General features: G+C 51.1%; 9 protein-coding genes. 6 read left to right on the top strand and 3 right to left on the bottom strand.

The window, feature by feature from the left end; genetic code table 11:
• Positions 1 to 334 precede the first annotated feature (334 nt).
• Genes ACSF8W_RS10810 through ACSF8W_RS10795 form a run of 4 tightly spaced genes read left to right on the top strand, consistent with a single transcriptional unit; the run spans position 335 to position 17,363 of the window.
• The gene (locus ACSF8W_RS10810; RefSeq protein WP_500847351.1) at positions 335 to 6,415 is read left to right on the top strand and encodes a fibronectin type III domain-containing protein; all 6,081 of its coding nucleotides are present in this window, start codon (positions 335 to 337) and stop codon (positions 6,413 to 6,415) included.
• A gap of 60 nt (positions 6,416 to 6,475) precedes the next feature.
• The gene (locus ACSF8W_RS10805) at positions 6,476 to 11,140 is read left to right on the top strand and encodes a polymorphic toxin-type HINT domain-containing protein (protein WP_500847350.1); all 4,665 of its coding nucleotides are present in this window, start codon (positions 6,476 to 6,478) and stop codon (positions 11,138 to 11,140) included.
• Between the two features lie 36 nt (positions 11,141 to 11,176).
• Positions 11,177 to 16,468, top strand: a complete 5,292-nt coding sequence (locus tag ACSF8W_RS10800; protein WP_500847349.1) for a golvesin C-terminal-like domain-containing protein — start codon at positions 11,177 to 11,179, stop codon at positions 16,466 to 16,468.
• Between the two features lie 4 nt (positions 16,469 to 16,472).
• Complete coding sequence (locus ACSF8W_RS10795) at positions 16,473 to 17,363, top strand: hypothetical protein (RefSeq protein WP_500847348.1); 891 nt, start codon at positions 16,473 to 16,475, stop codon at positions 17,361 to 17,363.
• Between the two features lie 75 nt (positions 17,364 to 17,438).
• On the opposite strand, the gene pbpG is transcribed toward ACSF8W_RS10795, so the two are convergent.
• Positions 17,439 to 18,314, bottom strand: coding sequence for a D-alanyl-D-alanine endopeptidase (gene pbpG / locus ACSF8W_RS10790; protein WP_500847347.1), 876 nt, complete (start codon positions 18,312 to 18,314; stop codon positions 17,439 to 17,441).
• A gap of 148 nt (positions 18,315 to 18,462) precedes the next feature.
• Between pbpG and ACSF8W_RS10785 the strand changes: the two genes are divergently transcribed.
• Both ACSF8W_RS10785 and ACSF8W_RS10780 read left to right on the top strand, forming a co-directional pair.
• A complete protein-coding gene (locus tag ACSF8W_RS10785) occupies positions 18,463 to 18,822 on the top strand; it encodes an MmcQ/YjbR family DNA-binding protein (RefSeq protein ID WP_500847346.1) in 360 nt (119 codons plus the stop codon).
• A gap of 30 nt (positions 18,823 to 18,852) precedes the next feature.
• Entirely contained in the window at positions 18,853 to 19,377 is a 525-nt protein-coding gene (locus ACSF8W_RS10780) for a hypothetical protein (protein ID WP_500847345.1), read from the top strand.
• A gap of 277 nt (positions 19,378 to 19,654) precedes the next feature.
• Here ACSF8W_RS10780 and ACSF8W_RS10775 read toward each other — a convergent pair whose 3' ends face one another.
• Together ACSF8W_RS10775 and fdhD are read right to left on the bottom strand one after the other, a co-directional pair.
• Positions 19,655 to 20,569: a substrate-binding domain-containing protein gene (locus tag ACSF8W_RS10775; protein ID WP_500847344.1), complete on the bottom strand. Its 915-nt coding sequence runs from the start codon at positions 20,567 to 20,569 to the stop codon at positions 19,655 to 19,657.
• Positions 20,569 to 21,462 (bottom strand): formate dehydrogenase accessory sulfurtransferase FdhD, encoded by an 894-nt coding sequence (gene fdhD, locus ACSF8W_RS10770; RefSeq protein WP_500847343.1) that lies wholly within the window; start codon positions 21,460 to 21,462, stop codon positions 20,569 to 20,571. The genes ACSF8W_RS10775 and fdhD overlap by 1 nt, the downstream gene beginning before the upstream one ends.
• Between the last annotated feature and the right edge of the window lie 53 nt (positions 21,463 to 21,515).

The following is a 21,515-nucleotide window of genomic DNA, read 5'->3' as shown; positions in this document are numbered from 1 at the left end:
CGGTCATTAGGTTATTGATAGAGGTGCAATTAATTTGCGCTGTCTTGAAAGATTAGCAGTGATATTAACGATTGATCGAGAAGGGCAATGTTATTGTTCGGGATATCTAAAATGCAAAACATGCCTCTAAACAATGAGATCTTGCTCAGCATCGACACAGGTGTCAGTGAAAATATGTCAGTTTCGTGACGTGTTTCCAGTAAATGATGCAAGTATGGCGTCATTTTTTCCATTCTTTCGTCATACCTCTAAGTGTCTGATAATACGGAATCATTTGCACAATATCTCTGTATTATAATCGTGCCTCTACATCGCTAAAATGGAACGTGAGTGAATGCGAAGACATGTTTGTATCTTGTTTGCCGTGGGCAGTTTGTTCAGTGTGCAAAGTGTTGCCAGTGCACAAGATGCCGGTGTGGATATACCGCCAGAGTCTGCCAATCGCGGTATGACGAAACGCTCACAGTCGATTTTCCATCCTAATAATGTGCTACCGGGTAAGGTGCAAGCGCTCAAGATTACCCATGTCAGTGCGAAAAATTTAACCGTGTCATGGCAAAAACCGAATGCGCAGCATGCCGCAGATTTGGCGGGCTATCATGTCACGATCAACCAGCAAGCACCGATTGCGTTAGCGCGGGATGTGGATACCTTTACGTTCTCTCCCTTGATCCCGGCGGCGCGTTACACCATTACGGTGACCCCTGTGAATCCCGTGGGCAATGAAGGGGAATCGAGTGCGGTATCAACCGTGTCGTTATTGGTAAACCCAAGTGCGGTCAAAGCGATGGCGCTGGATAGCCAAGCCTTGTTGCAATGGCTGCCATCAAGCCCTTATCAATTTGTCTCGGCCTATAAGATCTATGTTTCTGACTCGCCATTTGCATCGGTTGACGATTTAGCGCCGTATTTGACGGTGAATAGCGATGCGCGCCAAGCAGTGCTGGTGGGTTTGACCAATGATCGCACTTACCATGTCGGGGTGGGCGTGGTGAATAGCATGGGACTGGAAAATACGGCCGTGCAGAGTGTGGCTGTGACGCCGAAGGCGGATCTGCAAGGCCCAGATATTACGCAAGTGTTATTGGATGGGATCCCACTGACGGCGTTGGAGAATAACGTGGTAGCCGATGGGCGATTAACCGTGAAGGTGGACGATCCCAGCGGCGTGTCAGTGGTCAATTATCGCTTGAGTAGCCGTCGAAATGCCCAGTTTAGCGATCAATCTTTGGGTCAGGCGTTTCAGCCAGCGTCGGATTTCGAACGGCCATTAACGATAGATAAGCTAGAGGACGGTGAATATACCCTGACTGTGATAGCACAAGACAGTCGAGATAATACAACGACGGTCACGTACCCGTTGCATGTGTTGAAAAGCGTACCGGATGCACCAGCAATCATCAGTCCGCCGCCGAGCGAACATACGCGTCATCCGGTGTCTTCGGTGGTGGTTGCGGCGCACGCTCATCAAGAGGTGCAGTTAGTCGTCAATGGCGAAGCCTTGCCGTGGCAAAAGGCCGATACGCAAGGGCAAGCCAGATTGACCGTTGCGCTGACCAATGGCCTGAACACCGTGGTGGCCTTCGCTAAAAATCGGGCGGGGCAAAGTGAGCCGTCTTCGTCCGTGGGAATTGTGCTTGACCCTAATATTCCGCCACAACCAGTGGGTGTGGTGGCCACGGCGCACACGAAAGGGCGTATTGCGCTGCAATGGCAGCCCTACAGTGGCCGCAAAACAGTAACCTATAACTTGTATCGCAGTGCGCAGCCGTTTACAGATACAGACGCCGCTGAAAAACTGAATACTTACCCCATCACGCAAGCGGCATTTGATGATATGCCTCCGTTGGATGGACATTACTATTACCGCGTGGAACCGGTATCGATGGATGGTCGGCAAGGTGAGCTGTCAGATCACGTTGTCGCGGTATCTGATCGCACATTGCCGATGGCTCAAGCCGTGCTTTTTGAACCTGTTCGCGATTTGCGTGATCAGGATAGCCTGCCTGATAGCTTGTCAACATCTACTCTGACACCGCCGTTACTGGGCCCTGAACGCGTTAAGGTAACGCTGCTATTGAATGAACCGGTTGCGACAGTCCCTTATCTTGCTATTCAGGCGGAAGGCAAAAGTCCACTGGGTGTGGCGTTTTTGTCGGTTGTTGATAAGGCAGGTGTTTATGAGTACGTCGGTGAGTTGTTCATCCCTGCGGGATACCATGCAGGGGAAGATCGCGGTGACTCGCTCGATGAATGGCTCGGTGAACAGCCTGATGAGCAGTCTGGTGAATCAAGCATCGAAGCAAAAGTCCTGTTTTCTGCTCGCGATCAGGTTGGAAACCGAGGCTCGTCTGTTGCCCCTGAATTTGCCCGTGTCCAGATTGATACCGCAGGGCCCGTAGTAAAAGACGTCGAGTTTTATACCACCAGCCCGATCAAGAATGCTCCCGACCAGCCGGCGGTGATCCGTTTTGCTGTTGACATGAATGAACCCTTGGGTGTTCCGCCTGTGTTTACATTGCAGCGTGCAGAGGGGGACGCATTGCCGGTCACTTCATTGGCACAGCAATCGGCCACGCGTTGGCTGGCGTCTTACACGCTGCCATCGTCATTAGGGTATGAAAAAACTGACGTTTTACGTTTGACGTACCAAGCAACGGACACATTGGGGAACACACAATCCGGGTATTTACATCCTGCAGCGATCGAAGTGTACCAAGGCGAATTACCCGCTTTAGCGGTTCCCACTAGCGTGAGTGCAACAGCACAAGCGAAGGGGCAAGTGGCGTTAGGGTGGCAACCGGTTGAACAAGCAGCAGGATACGCGATTTACCGTCGTGGTATTAATGATGAGCAGATGACGCGCATTGCTGAGGTCTCGGCGCCTATTCAAACAGCACAAACCGCAGGCCATGTCGCGTTTATCGATACCGTGCCAGCCGATGGCCGTTATGTGTACGCAGTGGCCAGTGTGCGTCAGCAGAATGCGCTGAATGATGTCGTCAGCGCACACAGTGAAGAAGTGGTCGTCGACAGTGACAGCCAAGCACCAAACGCTCCGCATTCATTGACAGCAACGCTACAGCCGGATGGTGTGCATGTGCAGTGGTTCTCCGATACGGCGGCCAACAACGGTGTCGACATGGACATGCGTTATCGGGTGTACCGTAAGGCGGGTGACACATTTACCACGTTGGCTGACGCCGCTCTCGTTACCGATGTTCCTTATGATGGCATCGTTGACCGCGCACCGCGGGTGGATCAAGTTGTGTATGTGGTGACGGCGTTAGATGCCGCGGGAAATGAATCGGCCCCGTCTGCGCCTGTGTCGTTTTATGCCCCGATATTGCCAGTCAATAACGTGGTGATCACACAACGTGATACGGATGCGCCCGTGATCCATTGGCAGCACCCGAGTGATGCCATTGACGGGTTTGAGGTGCGTTTGGCAACCGAGCATAAATCTACGGCGTTACACGCAAGTACGCTCACACAGAATCAGTATACTGATCAGGGCTTTGAGCGTCAGGCGCGGACGTATCAGGTGGTTGCCCTTGATGAAGGCGGCAAGCAAAGTCTTGCCCGGGATATCACGCTGCCGTATGTGACGATATCTCTCGCCGATACAAAAGGCTCACAGTCAAACAGCTTGCAACGTGGCGTCATGAATCTCTTGTCGTTTGATGTACAGAGTGACGCTGAGATTGAGAACGCGCAACTGCATGTCACGGTGTCAGGAAAAACGTATACCTCCGCGCCTTTTTCGGTGGCTGTACCGAATACGAAAGCATCAACGGTCGCTGCGAATGCACCTGTAACAGTGTCGGTACCTGTGGTTGGGCATGCGGATTGGCAAGCGACAGAAAAGGTGTCGGTCTCGTTAGTGATTCAGCCGTCAGGGGGGGATCGTATCGACATACAGCGCACCTTTACGCAAACCGTCACAGACAACCGTTATGTATTGACTCTCGACAGTAAAAATACGGTGCGCGGTGAAACTGCTCAGGTGCGTTTTAAGTTGGAAAATCATTCCGCGTTACCGATCACCCTCGACACGGCGAGCGCTTCAGAGGCTGTGACATTTAGTCTGTATGATACCGATGGTAACCGACTCACAACGGTTGATTGGCAAGAACATGCCGACCATGCGACCACAGCCATGACCACAGCAATAACGATTGAGGCGAACAGTACCTTCACATCCCCTTGGTTCGCTATGCCGGTACCTCATAACGTGCCGGATAACGCGATATTGGACGTGGCTATTGCGTCGCTTCTCTATCGTCCTTCCGCGAATAGTCCGCAAGAGGAACTGCTGGGGGCTGAATTGGCGGGCATGTCACACCGCCAAGCGGTATCCACCGTGTTGCCTGCGTATTATGCCGAACTGCATACCGTGACCCCGACGATCGCGTATGGCGGTCAGCCCATCACGCTGGAAGGTGAAGTGCGTGATAGCCATACCCATGAACGGGTGCCCAATGCCAGCCTACAAATGGTGTTCGATATTGATGGGTTTGAGAAAACCGTAACATTGGCATCGGATATTAACGGTATGTTCCGTTACCAGTATCAGCCGACGGCGCAAGAAAGCGGGCGATACCGTTTTTCTGTTATTCATCCTGCCAGCACGGATCGGCCTGATCAGGGCGGTTTCCACATTAGCCGTTTGCATCCTAGCGTGACGGCGTATTCGCTGTTGACGCCTCGTAATGAAACTGCTGAGGTGGCTGTGACGCTGCGTAATCCATTGGATGTGGATTACGACGGGGTGTATTGGCATGTCGATGAGGCATTACCCACGGGCATTACCTTGAACGTACCCGCACCGACATACGTTACAGGGCTCAGTGAAATTCCATTGCCCATCCAATTCACCGCGAATGCGCACAGTGCAGAGCGAGGGACGCTGCCTTTACAGCTGAGATCGACCGCGACAGGCAATAAAGCATTGGCGACCGTCATGCTGGATTACACCTTAGGGCAGAAAACGCCGACGCTGTTTTATTCGCCCTCACAAATAGAAACCGGCGTCACCACCTCGGGGAAAGTGAGTGAGACGGTGCAGTTGGAAAATCGCGGTCACGGTGTCATGAAGAATGTGAACGTGCAATTGTTGGCACAGGATAACTCGCCCGCATCCGGTTGGATCACGCTGAATGGCGCCTCAACGCTGGGGGATATCGCCCCTGGGGATCGTGTGGGTGTGAGTGTGACGTTGTCACCACAAAATCAACTGCGTCCACGGGTGTATCACTATAAATTGCGGGTCACCAGTAACAATTATCCGGTCAGAGACATTCCGATCATTGCGCTGGTATCAGCACAACAGACCGGTGGCATGCAGTTTAAGGTTGATAACCTTTACAGCGGGTCGCTAGATGCCAATGGCAACATCATTCGGGGTAAAGCTGATGCGTTGGTACGCTTGCAGCATGTGGATTTACCCTCGGTGCAGTACGATGCGGTGACTGATGACGCCGGTGAGATCTTTTTACCGAAGATGCAGCATGGTCAATATCGCTACGTTATTTCTGCGCCACATCATGATGACAAACCGGGTGAGATCCATATCGCTCCAAGCATTGTCAGAAATTTTGATGCGTTTCTAGATTATCAAACCACATCCATTGATTGGATGGCGAATACGGTACCCTTTATGGGGAACGCTCTGGGTAACAACACGGGAAAAAGCGCATCAAATCCGTCCTCTGTCGCACTGAATGTGGTGTATGAAACCGATGTACCTGCCGCCGTTGTGGTGATGTCACCGAGTGCAATTGCATTGCCTGACCTACAAGCGGGGGATGTGGTGTATGGCGAGTTAACCTTAACCAATCACGGGTTATTGCCTGCCGAAAACGTGTCGCTGGCATTGCCGCCGTCGGATGAATATGTGCAATTTTCGTTTTTGCCTTCCGCGATTCCCTCGTCATTAGCGCCTAAAGCACAAGTAACAATCCCGTATCGTGTCGTGAGTTTAAAAACCCGTGCTGACAAAGCTCATGGTGAACTGGTTCACGGTGATCCGCGCAGTAACGCAAGTTGTTCGACGTATGCACATTGTACGTTGGGGACATATCGGTTTACGTCCACCTTGTCGGTAATACGACAGGCCGAGGCAAAAGCGTGCTTTATTACCTCACCCGCCATGAACAGTGGCTGTGGTGGTTTGAGTACGGCATTAGATTCAACATCGGGTTCAACGCCAGCACAGATGCCGTTGTCGACGTTGCCCTTTGATAATCCGTTTGGCTGGTATGGTACGACCTTCGGCAATCATGTCGGCAGTGACCCGTTGCAAGGCGATTTTTCTACTCAGTTAACGCCCACTCAGCTCGAGAATAAGGGACTGCCCGGTTGCCGAAATGATGGTGATACGTGTCAACAGCGTGGGAACGGTGCGGCTGATTAACATGAAGCCCGTTGAAGTTCGTATTAAGTCCGAAAGATGACAGAGTAAGTGCGTAGCAGGATGATGATGAAAAAAAAGATCGGCCTGATCTTGGCCATGGCGACCCACCTTGTACCGACAATGGCTTTTGCTACCAAGGTCATTGAGCAGGCGCCTGCGTATAACACGGGGTTAATGCAACAACGGGTGGAAGATTTGCGCATCGCCGTTATGGGGGGCGACATCACTTGGCAACGTGAATTCAGCCAAGGACACTGGGCGTTTAACACGCAGTGGGCCAATCTGTATTATGGCAGTTTGCGTGCGGTTGACCAGAGCAAGCAGAAAGCCAAAGAGCACGCCTCGACCCATCATGATAAAACGGTATTACTGCGTAACGGGTATACCTATCGTCTAGATCGCCAAGCGGCAGGCCGTATCTACCGTTATGATGCCAATAAATATATCGAGCAAACTGACGACGGCTTTATCTGGCATAACCGCGAAGGCGACTGGATCCGTTACGATCAAAATGGACGCATTGCTGCTTATGGCCAAGGGACGCAAGTGACCGCGACGTTTGAGCATAACGCGATGAACCAATTGGTGGCGGTTAACGATCGTCATGGGCAAACGGTGTTAACGCTCGACTATGTCGATAACCGACTTGTGGCGGTGATTGACCGTGTCGGGCGTGCCGTGCGCTATCAATGGCAAGGGGCTGCGCTGGTGGCGGTGACAGACGTAAACAGCCAAGTGTGGCGATATACCTATGACAACACGTTCCTCGCGTCGCAGAACAACGATAGCAGCAAGGCTACGCACGAAAAGACGCTCAGCCCAAAGGCAGAACAACATACGCCTTACGCGTTAGCGTCGTTCACGGATCCTGAAAACAGGACATGGACTTTCATTAATGCGGTTGTTGGGGGAGAGGTCGCACACATCTGTGCGGATCGCGGCCCACAATGGCGCTTGCTGGAGCGACAGGTTGGCGGGCAGGATGATCAAAAGCAGCCGCAAACATCAATATCAACACCAATATCAACACCAACGGCAACCGGTGTGGTGACGATTGAAAAAAGCATACTGCCCGGCACCGAAAATTGTCAGGCATTCACCATACCGCGTCAAATGATCACCCAGTCGGTGACAAACCCCGATGGGCGCACCCAACGCTACGCGTATGCCTACCATCTGGCACAACAAGCGTATTACCAATTACAGATCGACGCGGCCGGACAAAAAACACAGACCTTCTATGGCAGTGACGGCGCGGTGACGCAAGTACGCATTGATGATCAGACCGTCATTCGCCGAGTGCGCCAAGGCGATACACTGTTCATTCAAGATCAGGCTGTTCGCGACAACGCCATTACTGGCAAAACTGGGCAAGATCAGGGCAGTTCCTATTTGAACACTCAAGTTCGGATAAGCCCCAAGGGCAACAACCCGCTAACAACCGTCACCTTGAATCGTTTTCAACAGCCGATCAAAGTAACCTATCCTGATGGCCGTTATACGGTGTCTGAATACCATCCACAACGTAATGTACTGACCCGACAGGTGGATAAACATGGTGTTATCACCACGTTTTCATACGATGATACTGGGCTATTGACGCAAAAGGTGAGTGCTCAAGGCTTGCCCGAGCAGAGTACGGTGGATTATCGCTACAACAGCGACAAGCTGTTGAGTCAGGCGACATATCAAGGCGGTTCGTCACACCACATCGTCAAATATGATTGGGTGTACGATCCCATGGGTAACGTGGTCAAAACTGTGATCAATGATGCCATCACATGGGAATACCGAGATTTCACGGCGACGGGACAGCCGCAGACCGTGATTGATGGTCGCGGGAAAACGTGGACGTACCGGTATGACCCTATGGGACGCCTCACGGCAGAGATTAACCCCAACAAGCACGAAAAAACGTATCAGTACGATAACGTCGGCAATTTGCGCACGATTGTGGATGAAAATCAGCTAAAAACGCAGTTTACCTACAATGGCAATGACCAGTTAGTGACGGTGATTCATCCTGACGACACCATGCGCACCTACCATTATGAGGCGGATGTGCTGGTGGCCATTACTCGTGAAGATGGTGAGCGTATCGCGGTACCGGTAGAACCCGTAGGTCACCCTCGTTTATCGGATTCGGTGGAGGGGGATCTGGATCATCGTTATCAGCACGCCTTCTTGGATACGCCGACACAGATTGTAGACGATGCCAACCGCGCGGTGGATATGGAATATGACCCGTGGGGACGGCTGGTTCGACAGGCTCGAGAAGGGCTTGGTGTTTGGACGTGGCAGTACGATGGGAATGGTAACGTGACGCGCGTTGCTGACAGCAATCGGAGCGTGATTGACTTTGTTTACGATGACGCCAATCAACTGCGCCAAGAAAAGTGGTATACCGCCACGGACTCTGCCGTTGTTCAAGATAAGCAAACTAAGTCAACGAAGGTAACGCCCGACAGTACCGTGGCGTACCGTTATGACAAAACCGGTCGCTTACGCAGTTGGTCTGTGACGACTGGAAACGCCCAAAAAGGAGCACAGCACGGCAGTATACTGGCCGGGGCCTTCACCCATGACAAGCAAGGGCGAATAACCTCAGAAACCGTCGACTTTGGGCCGTTCAGTAAACGCTATCAATACCGTTATTATGCCGACGGCATGTTACAGACCCTGATCATGCCAGATGGTCTTGAATACCATTATGACTACGATGAGCGCAATCGCCTCACGCGCATGACATTGCCGGGCGAAGGGGCGATTACTGTTCGGGGCTCTCATCACGATACCTTGCCGACAGAAGAACTGCTACCGGGCGGCGTGGTGAGAAAAACCCGCTACACAGACCAAGGCAACCCCCTGCGTGTGACGTTGGAAAATGCATATCAACAACCGATTTTGACGCTGGGTGACACGCCGTCGGTCGGGCATGCGTTGAACTCAGGGCTTTTGCGATTAGAAAGCTTAACGCAAGAAATGGCTCATAACGTGTTGGAGATGAATTATTTGTCTACCGGGCAACTCAGCCAACGAGGGGACATGACTTACCAGTATGATGCACAAGGTAATCTCATCCAGCAGCGCATCAATCATCAACATCGCGCCACGCCGCAAGACTCGCTGCAAGAGAAGACATCAGCGACACTAGAAGCGGGATCTGAACGGTTGCCAAATCGTGCATTTACCTATGATGCACGGGACCGCTTGATTGCTGTCGTCGATCATACACAAGCTAGTGAAAAACGAACCACTACACATTATCAATATGACCCGTTTGATCGGCGAGTCAGTAAGACTGTTTATAGAAAAGCGACCAATGGCAAAGCAACGGATGTGAAAACGGGCAATGGGGAGACTGTCGATGGGGAAATCATCTATTACTTGTACAGCGATGTTGGCCTGTTAGCGGAGTACGATCAAAAAGGGAATCTATTACGCAGCTACGGTTATCGTCCGACAGCTAAACAAGGCGATATGCCTCTGTTTGTTCGCGTGCCTACCCCTGATTCTAATAACCACAATGTTAATCCAAGCGCGGCGACGGGTGAGGCTGCGGCGGCAGATACTGCCACTTACTATTACTACCATGCGGATCCACAAGGCACCCCGTATGCTCTAACCGATCGTACGGGGCAAGTGGTGTGGTCACTGCCTCAAGTAGATAACCATCGACGTTCTGCAACTGAACAGGTCGTTGAAAATAATATTCGCCGCGCGGGTCGGTATTATGACCATGAAACCGGCCTGCATTACAGCCAAGCACGTTATTACGATCCAGAAACCGGTCGCTATACCACGCCGGATCGCCATGCCTTTACCACTGCTGATAATCTATACACGGAAGCGGGTGCAGCTACTGGCGTAACAGCACGTTCCACCACGCCGATGCTTGCCATGGCGAAAAATACGCGTGAACAAAACATGCATGCTGATGATGTGTTAACCGCATTCATCGGCGATGCTCATCGTCAGATGACATTGCATGCTCAGCCTTTGGGTAGGGATGCGAGGGATGTGGGTGGCGAGGCAAGCAGCCAACACCTGACAGCCTGTGCGTTGTCGTCATCTGCGAGGGCATTCACCGCTCTGTCACCGTCACCATCAACACAGGCAATAACACCGTCAACAATATCGGCACAAGCAGCGTGGTATGTCGCGCCGGAACAAATTGTGTATACCGACGCGGGTGTCACACCGATCACGGCGATTGCTGTGGGTGACCGCGTGCTGTCATTGGATAAATGGAGTGGACAGGAAAGCTACCAGCCGGTCACCGACATTTTGACGCGATCAGAACGCCAAGAATACGTGGTGTTGTCACTGGCTAACGGTGACACCGTCACGGTGAACCCAGAACAGACGTTTTATGTCTCGCCGGTTTCTCCGCTTTCTAACAAAAACAATGACAAGGTACCGGCCGCAACATGGATGAAGGCAAGTGAGTTGGCTATTGGCGATGGCCTGCATATGAAGCCAGATCACACGACGGCCGTTGTGAATGTGGCTCGCAAAATCACACATTCAACCCGTTATAGTTTGGATGTTGCCAACACTCATACGTTTTTTGTCGGTAAAAACAAGCAATTAATCGATAGAATTGCTCTAGATAGCCGTGTGTTACAGAGTACTGCGTCAGCCCCCATAGTTGTTCGGGGTGAGCCGGTTGATCGCATGGCAAGCAAAGCACAGGTGTCGTTCATTAACGTCACTCAGCATTAATCCCCTAAAAATGCCGTTTAACAAAGGATGTTATTCGTGGAATCGCAATTGACGCAATTTAAAAAGTTAGCGGTGTGTCTTCTGCTTTGTGCAGGCTCGTCTGTGCAGGCGAGCGAACGCAATCTGTGTGCCGTTGTTGAACTTGAGATCAACCAAACGCAGATCCTTGAACGGCAGGGGTTTGAAGCCGTGATGACCATGAATAACGCGTTGGATCATCAAGCCCTGAACAATATTCATATCACCCTTCATTTTATTGATGAGCAAGGTAATCCCGTGATTGCCTCCTCTGATCCGGCACACCCCAACGCAGCGTTCTTTATTCAAGAAGCCCACCTGGAAGGCATCAACGATATTGCCGGTAAAGGCCAACTGCCGCCGTCACAACAAGCCACGGCGCGCTGGCTGATTGTCCCGGCGATGGGCAGTGGCGGGCAGGTGCCAACAGGCACGCTGTATTACGCGAACGCTTCACTGTCATATACCTTAAATGATCTGCGGGAAGAGATTGCGGTCACGCCCGATTCTGTGCGCGTGCAGCCCATTCCGATGCTGACATTGGATTATTTCTTACCCCGTGATGTGCATGGGGATGACCCGCGTACGGTCGGTATTGAGCCGGTTGAACCGTTTACGGTGGGGCTGCGCGTGCGTAATAGCGGCCATGGTGACGCGCGTCAGGTGAATATTGATACCGCGGTGACAGAGATCGTCGAAGATGCCATCGGGCAGCCCGTAAACTATACGATCACCGAGAGTTTTGTCGGGGATACCGATACGAGCAATTCGTTAATGCTGGCGTTAGGCAATTTGCCCGCACAGGCCAGTGTGACAGGGCGATGGCAAATGGAAACCGCCCGTACCGCTCGCCTCCGTGGTTTTGATATGCGGTTCAGTCACGCGGATCAACACGGACGTAAATTGCCGACGCTTGTTGGGGCGATACAAACCCATGAATTACTTAAAGACGTGCTGGTGGCATCGCCCGGGCACGATCACATTACCGATTTTCTGGCTTATAAAGGCGATGTGCTGACGGCGTTTGAATCCGACGGAAACGACATCCCTGTGGTTGATCATTCGTTGCATGCCCGTCTGACTGAAATGGCCACTCCTAAGGCTTCACCTGCCGCACCACTTTCTGCTTCTGATGCGGAAGGTAGCGCTGGATATGATGCAGAGGAAGCCCGCGATATTCTGATGTTATCCGCACCTTCTGCCGAATCTGCCGCAGTATCGCCTATGGCGTTTGATGCCGACGCGATCAAGGAACAAGTCAAGGGCAACGGTGATATTAATCATGCGAAGAATAACGATGCGGGTCGTGATGAGACGAAAGATAAGCACCCTGTACTTTACACCCATCAATTGAATTTCCCGGCGGAAGCGGGGGCGACGTATGTGCGTATTCCCGATCCATTCAACGGCGAGAAAGCCATTGTGCAAGTGCTGCGCAGTGATGGTCGTTTGCTGAATCTTAAAAACGTGTGGTTTTCCAAACAGTTTAATGAAGACACCAAGGTGTGGTCGTATGATTTACACCTGTTTGATACCCAAACCCCAGGCGAATATATCCTTGATTTCAGTGACCGTACCGAGCAACCGGCTGCGCCGTTGATGCGTTATATTCCCGATATGGTCGGCCATGAAGGCGGGATGTTAGATTTTTATATTGATGCAGAAGACATCAATGATGATCCGCTGATGTTATCTGTATCACCATTGCCCCCCGGTGCCACGCTGGTGGATATCGCCAACGGCAAAGCGCGTTTTAATTGGCCGATCAAGCCTGGACAAATGGGTAACTATCCGATCATTGTGTCGGCCAGTGATGGCGAACGTTATACCAATCAGCAAGTGTTGTTAGCGGTGAACCCGAGCTATGACATTGATGGCGACGGCATGGACGACGAGTGGGAACGCAAGCACTTCATGACGTTGGATCGCGATGGCATCGGGGATTATGACGATGACGGTATCCCTGATTTTGAAGAGTTTGAAACCGGCAGCAACCCAACCTTGGATAATGGCCCGCACACCCCAACGATTACGGCACCGCTTGCCGGTGTGGTCCTTGATCCTAAAGCCGCTCTGGCGGTAAACAATGCCGCTTATGCGGGCAGCAAAGCGATCACCTATTTCTTTGAAGTCTTTACCGATGCGGGCATGACGCAGCCGTTTGTGGCGTCCGGCCCCGTGGAAGAAGGCGAGCAACAGACGTATTGGCAACCGAGCGGATTATGGACGGAAAATCAGCACTATTATTGGCGCGTTCGGGCCTTTAATGGTGATGTGTACAGTACGTGGAATTACGGCGACTTTTATCTCAATCAAGTCAATGAGGCACCAACCGTTCCGCGTTTGAATTCGCCGTTGGACACCACCAGTGTAGATAGCTTTATGCCAGTACTTAGCGTGATGAATGCTGACGATCCGGAAGGGGGCGAACTGACGTACACCTTTACCTTGTACAGTGATGAAGGATTGACGAAACCCGTCGCGCAATCCAGTGCGATTGTCGGTGACGCAACAGGCGTTACGGCGTGGCAATCGACCGAATCGTTACTGGAAGGGGCGGATTATTTCTGGCAAGTTACCGCCACCGATCCTGATAGCGCAACGGCCCATTCTGCGGTATCGCAATTTACCGTATTAAAAGCCAATGCGCGTCCGGCCATGCCGGATTTGATTGCGCCGCGTCATGGCGACGTGATCGCGCTGGATCAGGCCGGGAGCGGCTACGTGGATATCGTGGTTTCACAATCTGATGATCGTGATGGCCACAGTGTCGGTTATGCGTTTGAACTGGATACCGTGCCAACGTTCAGCTCTGCGGCAAAACGCGGTCAGCTGATTTGGCCACAAGATGATGGTGATGTGGCATGGCGTGTTGATCAGCTACAGGCCGGCCAATCGTATTATTGGCGAGTAAAAGCGGTCGATGATAATGATGCCTATAGCGATGTGCTAAACGGCCAGTTTACGGTGGAACAAGCACAAACGGCATTACGACGACCTGTCGTGAAGAATCCCGGCCATGGTGCATGGGTGGCCAGTACGGCACCGGTATTGGAATTGCAGAAGGCCGAATTCAAAGGTCTCGACCGCCCTGCGTTCCTTGAGTATGAATTTGAAGTGTATGCGGAAGGGCTGTCGGCCAGCTTGGTGACCACCAGCATGGCGGCAGAACCGACGTTTCAGGTGAATCGCGCGTTAACGGATCGCACTTGGTACCACTGGCGTGTGCGAGCGCGTGATGAAAACGGCCGTTACAGTGAATGGACCGACAAATCCCGTTTTTACGTGGATGATCAATTGGCGGATACCGCCCCGACATTGCGTTGGGTGAAACCATACTCAGATATAGAAGTGAATGTGGGTGAGCCGATCACACTGGCGTGGCGCGATGAAGATCCAGACAGCAGTGCATCGGTTGATTTGTATTACACCAACTATGCGGACAGCATCGACACACCGACGAAAGGCGATCATTTTAGTGTTAGCGGTGCGGGTTGGGTAGAAGTGAACGCCGGTGAGCAGGGGCATTATTATGTTTTGCTGCAATCGGATGTGCCTTCTCACGCTAAATGGAACATGGCCGCCCCAGTGGCCGGTTATTACGAGCTGCAAACCTATTGGCCAACGGCAGAATACGATTACCCGCAAACGGTGAGTTACACTGTCACGGATAAGAATGGCGTTGCGTCGACTGTGAATGTGCAGCCGACCGAAGGTTGGGTATCGTTGGGCGTATTCAATGTGGCAGAGGGGGCACTGACGTTGCAATTGAATGACGACCAACCGGTGAATCATGGCTTGGGGCAACGCATTATTGCCGACAACGTGCGTATGTTGCCGCTGGATTCACCAAGCCAATTGATGGTCTCGGCGTTGAATGAAGATGATCTCGACAGTCGCTACCAATGGGATACCCATTCGCTCAATCCGGGCTTGTATAAAGTCACCGCCATCATTAAAGACGATGTGCATACCGTGGTGGTGCAATCACCCGCGACCATCAAGGTGAATGAATCGGCGTATTTGCTGGTGGATGATGCCATGGTTGAGGCGTCACTGGATAAAACCGCCACACTGGATGATCGCGTCAGTGGTTTCATCGGGCATGGTTACCATGTGATGCGCCATAACGCCGATGAGCCTGCGCGACAAAGTGAATGGCGATTGCGTATTCGTGAAGATGGCTGGTATGCCTTGGCATTTCGGGACCTCCCTGGTTTTGACAATGCGGCATTAACTTTTGGCCTGTCATCCCAATACGTGAATCACACGTTATCTGCTGCGTTTTCTGGGACGCTGTCAAAGAAAGAGGCGGCGCAAGAACAAGATGCAGGCAGTGCTTCGTGGGCCTCGTTAGGGAAATACTGGCTGAAGGCCGGTTACTACGATTTGACCGCGCAATTAGATCGGCCCGCAACCGTCGCGATTGATGCGATTAAAGTGCAAAAAGTGGCGGGTGCATCTCGTCATGCGTTAAAGGTGGATAACCATTCTATTGATTTCTCGGCTTCAGGTGCTGTCGATGTGAGCCAGCAGTATGCGGGCTATCAAGGGGATGATTACGGGCTGATGTGTCCGGGTATCGAGGGGCGTGCAGCATGGGATGTGGAATTGCATCATGAAGGCTTATATGAAGTGTTCACCAATTGGTCGGCACATAAAAGTCGCGCGTCTAATGCCCGTTATACCGTGTATCACAAGGCACCGACTGTGGCTTCATCTGCCTCTGCACGTTCATCTGCCTCTGCACGTTCGTCTACCTCTCTATTGAAAAATCAGCGCGTGGGTGGCGGGGAATGGCAGTCGCTCGGCGTGTACCATTTTGATGCAGGTATGGCGACCGTCAGTGTGAACAATGACGCGGTGAATGGCTGTGTGGTGGCGGATGCGGTGAAATTTGTGAAACGCGATGCCACGGCCATCATTTTGGATAACGCGTCGGAAGCGTTTCATGCCGCATCCGGTTCATGGACAAAAAGCACCCAAGTGGCTGGCTTTGCAAAAGCTGATTATGCCTATTCCCGTTGGGGTGATGCGTATTGGCAGGCGCAAATTGCCGAAGCGGGCACCTACCGTGTGGAGGCCATGTGGACGGCAGACGATGATCGCAGCGGCTCAGTCACCTATACCTTGTCGAATGCGCAATCACGATTGGACAGCAAAACGGTGTCACAGAAATTCAATGGCGGGAAATGGCGTCACCTCGGTGAGCTGAACCTGCAACCGGGGCCATTAAAAGTCAGTATTGAGAACGATTATTTCTGGGGCGTTGTGGTGGCAGATGCGATTCGCCTGACGAAAGTGGAGTAACGGGATGAACACGATGCCCGATGTAACGAAAAAAGCCATATCACGTCCGATACCGCGTCAGATTCTGAGTATGCTGGTGGGCGTAAGTGTGAGTGTGCTGAGCTTACCTGCTAGCGCGAACGATACACCAAGCCAAACGGTGTCGAAAAACGCATTGCATCAACATGCCGACGGGCAGCAATGTGATGCGATTACGGATGATACGCCACTGAATGTATTGTTTGATTTTGTCTTACCGGTTTCCAGTCATACCGAGCGCAATCCGGATTTGTATGCCATGACAATCCCAGATAACAAGGTAAGCTGGCATGTGGTGGATATTACGCAAGGGACGTATAACATTCCGGGCACACTCCGGCTGTCACTGCGCGCTATCAAACATAAAACCTACCTGCATGACAAACCGATCTTGCTGTTAGGCAATGGCATCAATTATCACGATGTCGAAATAGAAACCGCCAAACTTAATGCGCAATTGCGTTATCCGGTAAAAATCTTGCTAGGCGGTGTGAACGCGTGGCAGGCCAAGCAACATCAAGCGCAACATGAAGAGACGCGCGAAGAGAGACCTTTCACGATACCGAGTATCACGCCGGATAAGTTTGTCGCCGAATCGGAACTGGGCAGTTGGGGCTATATCTACACGGAACAACAACTCACGTCGTTGTTTTCACAAGCGGCCTATACCTTCAATATGGATCGCTATCTTCTGATGGATCGCGCTTTGGTGACGACGATGCAAACAAAACGAGAGACAGTGCCTGACACCTTGCGTGCCGCTTTGTTTGTGCTGGAAGGGGGCTTACCGGCGCTGGAACAATACGCCATCAATCAAAGTCAGATCTTATCGCGGGTGCAACAACGGAAACGGGAAACCGGCTGTCAGCCGATGTAAGTTAATGTACGAAGTAAGAAATGCATAAAGTCGAGCGCCGAATGGTATTTCGGCGCTGACCGAGTAAGTAAGAGGCTATTGCGCTAAGGCACTCAGCTTCGTGCGCTGATAATGCTCGGCAGAATCAGAAATATCGCCGCTGTCACCGGTTGTGATCCACTTTTTGATACGGCTCGCATCGCCCAGCGGCGTCCTTTTACCGTAGGCATCCAGCGTGATCATCACGTAGTCCTGCTTATCTATGTTGGCAATCATCGCTAGACAGTGACCTGCAATATCGAGATAACCCGTTTTACTCAGGGTAATGTCCCATTTATTCCCACGCACCAATGCATTGGTATTGGTGTAGCCCAGTTTGTAACGTGGCTTTTTAAAATACGCTGTATGTACGACGGTCGTACTGAATTTTTTGATCTCAGGGTATTTGCTTGCGGCCACGATCATCTTGTGCACATCGGTCGCCGTCGAGACATTGTCGGGGCTTAAACCGGAACTGTCGACAAAATGGGTCTGCATCATGCCTAACTGCTTAGCTTTTTTATTCATCGCGGCGACAAACGCGGTGTGTCCACCGGGGAAGTTATCGGCTAACGCGGCTGAGGCCAAGTTTTCAGAAGACATTAAGGCAATACGCAGTGCTTCACCACGGGTAAGTTGTGATTGCATTCTAATACGTGAATAGCCGTTATAGATGCGCTTTTTGTCCGTAGTATCGAACGTCAACGCCTCTTTAAGTGGCAACTTGGCATCTAACACCACGATGGCGGTCATCACTTTGGTGAGCGAGGCAATAGGCATCACTACATCGGCATTTTTCTGATACACCACATTGCCGGATTTGAGTTCACTGACATAGGCACTGACTGACGCGGTTTCAATGTTGCTGGCAAGTGTCGTAAAGCTGGTGGCGCTGACGACAAGGAGGAGTAAAGTGCGAAGTGGACGAATCAAAGTGTCTCCCGTTTCAGGTAAAATGCGGCGGCTGTTATTTATAAATTCAAGCGTATCGTGATTTCAGTGTCCTCGCTAGCGCCATTCTAATTAATTGGCATTTCTATCAATAGAAACTCAAAAGAAACCTTAATCTGGAGCCGTAAACATGGAACATACCGATCTTGTTGACTACCTTGCACAGCTACCGGAATCTGACAGCAGTTACCCGTTTGGTCCGGATGCGGAGGTGTTTAAGGTCTCCGGCAAAATGTTTGCGCTGGTTGCGCACTATTACGGGGAATGGCGAGTCACCCTGAAAGGGACGCCAGTGGACAATATCTTTCTAGCTGAGCAGTTCACAGGGATCATCCCTGGCTACCACATGAACAAACAACACTGGATCACCGTTTCGCTGGAGCAAGATGTACACGGTAGCATGATCTGTGATTTAGCCAAACAGTCTTACACGCTGGTGGTCAGCAAGTTACCGAAAGGCGAGCGAACCCGCTTGCAGATGTTGGAGTAGCGTGACTTGAAATATCGGAGAGGGATATCTGTGAAACATGCATTACTTCTATTGTCACTGGCTACAGTGTCGTCATCAGCAGTCAGTGGTCAACTGACTCAATCATATTTTCAAGAGATATTCGCTTGTCAGGAGAGTGGCGATAACTCAAATGAAGCTGCTGTCACGTCGACTTGCGGTATGGTCGAAGGCTATCAGGTCGAATTGCTACAGGTTTTACCTGACATCCAAGTTGTATCGCTGATTAAAAATGATGTGAAGAGGATGAGTTGGTTACATACTGTGACCAAGGAAAATCCGTTTGTTTTACATTTTCCTCTTCATTGGTTAGTCGAAGATAAGGAACCACGTTACTTACTTACGAAGCTAGAGATGGGTAGTGAAGAGGCGCCTTTTGATTATCAGCCTCATCTTATTATAAGTCGTGTAGATTCAGATAAAATTTGTCCAGTGATGACGTTAAAAACATCAGATCTGATTGAAGCCAAACAGTATGTTATCGACCATGCCAAAACGACGCTTGCACAACGCGCTTGTATTGCATCAAGCCTCTAATGTGTCGCGTATTAGTCATGTTGTGAACATGACAGAGATGGCATTTTTGTTTGGTAGTCTTTAATGGTATTTATTTAGATTGCTTCACTTGGCGGCGGGTATCAAGGTGTTGTTTTGAATTGCTATCAAAATAGTGATTTTTCAGATTGAACGCAATCAACAATCCATCACACTTTTCGGCTGATTTTGGACACAAAAAAGGGAGTGCCATCACGACGTATTGTCGGTGATAGCACTCCCTCTTGTTTATCTTGATAGGCTTATTAGCCTTGATTCGCTACTTGGCACTCCACATCTGCGCGCCAGTACGCTCAAACTGGTAGCCACCTAACTTGTCACCTTTGCCTTGCACTTCGGTATCCGCTAAGGCTTGCAGTAATTGCTGCGGCAGGGCACGGAAGTAAATGTTTTTCGGGATCACCAACTCAAACGCTTCGGTGCACAAAGGAATAAACCCGAGGCCAAACTCCCCAGCGGTACTCTGGCTGGCGCAACCCACATCGGCTTCACCACGGGCAATGGCAGAGGCCAACTCTCGCTCACTGTGACACACACCCACAGAGGTCAACATATCGACGGTATAAGCGTGATTATGGAGCCATTCGCCTAAGGCACGCATACTGCCAGCACCCTCCTGACGCAGCGCCCAACGCCAGCGAGACGCGATTAACTCTTGTGGCATTAACGAACGGTTATTCACGCACTCGGCGATTTCTTGTGACACCACTAAACCTTGCTTACGCTCAAAGGCATGCACCAACACCCAATTCTTATGACCCGCATACTGTTGTAATAACGCAGGATGACGTAACGCGGCTTCTTCGGCATGGCCCCAATGAATGGCACACATATCCACATGGCCTTTGCTTAACATAGACAAACCCTGGCGCGTGCCGGTAGAGGTGTAACCCACTAACGCGGTACTGCCGAGCTTGTTGGCCATATCACCCACTACCATCTGTAAGAGGGGATCGTCTGAACCTGCAATCAACAAGCGATCATTCAACGCACCGTTATGGCAAGAATCGAGCAACCATTTATCAAGCATCGCCTTGGGAAATAACCATTTACCCGTCACTTTTGTTGCAGGCAGTAAACCATCATTCGCGAGGGCGTAGACTTTCTTTTCGTTTAGGTCGAGGTATTCAGCCACTTGCTTGGCATTCATGAATTCGGGAAAGGGTGAGTCCATTACGCATCACCTCGTTTTTTCGCGGCTTGGTGTGCATCGGTATCTGCATTCACTTGTTTGTCTGTCGCGGCATCGCCCTTTACGTCGAGGATAAGATTCTCGCTGCCGTTATAGATTTGGAAACGGTGGCCTTTAGCGCGGGCAATCATGGTAATGCCCAACGTCTTCGCTAACTCGTAACCCATCTGTGTGGCACCCGAACGAGACAACAGAACGGGGATGCCCATCTGCGCGACTTTAATCACCATCTCTGAGGTCAAACGGCCTGTGGTATAGAAAATCTTATCAGCGCCGGTTTCGCCTTTTAGCCACATTTCACCGGCTAGGGTATCAACGGCATTATGACGACCCACATCTTCCACAAACGATAGAATGCTCGTGTCTTTACACACGGCACAGCCATGAACGGCGCCGGCGGCTTTATAGGTTTCGTTATGATGGGTTAGCGATTCCAGTAGGCCGTATAGCATCGACTGGGTAAGGGATGGTTGTGGTAACTGGACACCTTCGAGCTTTTTCATCACGTTGCCAAACATGGTGCCTTGACCACAACCCGAGGTCACCGTCTTCTTTGACAGCTTTTTCTCAAGGCCATCAGTATTCTCGCGCGTAATGACGGCGGCAGAGTTGGTTTCCCAGTCAATGATCAGCGATTCAATGGCACTAATGTCTTCAATAAAGCCTTGGTTTTTCAAGTAACCCAGCACCAGCGCAGAAGGGCGCTCGCCCAATGTCATTAAGGTCACGACTTCTACCCAGTTCAGGTAAACCGTTAATGGGTGTTCGCAGGCGATTTCTTTCTCCATCAAATCGCCATATTCATCCATCACTTGAACTGTCATGGTTTGCTTGACCGACGAGTGGGTCTTAATGATTTTTGGCAATTGGCTCATCAAACATTCCTGCTGTAAAAAATAAAAGTATATGCCGTGCTGTAAGAGACGCG

It is taken from the genome of Photobacterium sp. 270122K, from assembly GCF_059941365.1.
The sequence above is the reverse complement of the archived record's forward strand: the minus strand, read 5'-3'. Positions and strand labels throughout refer to the sequence as shown.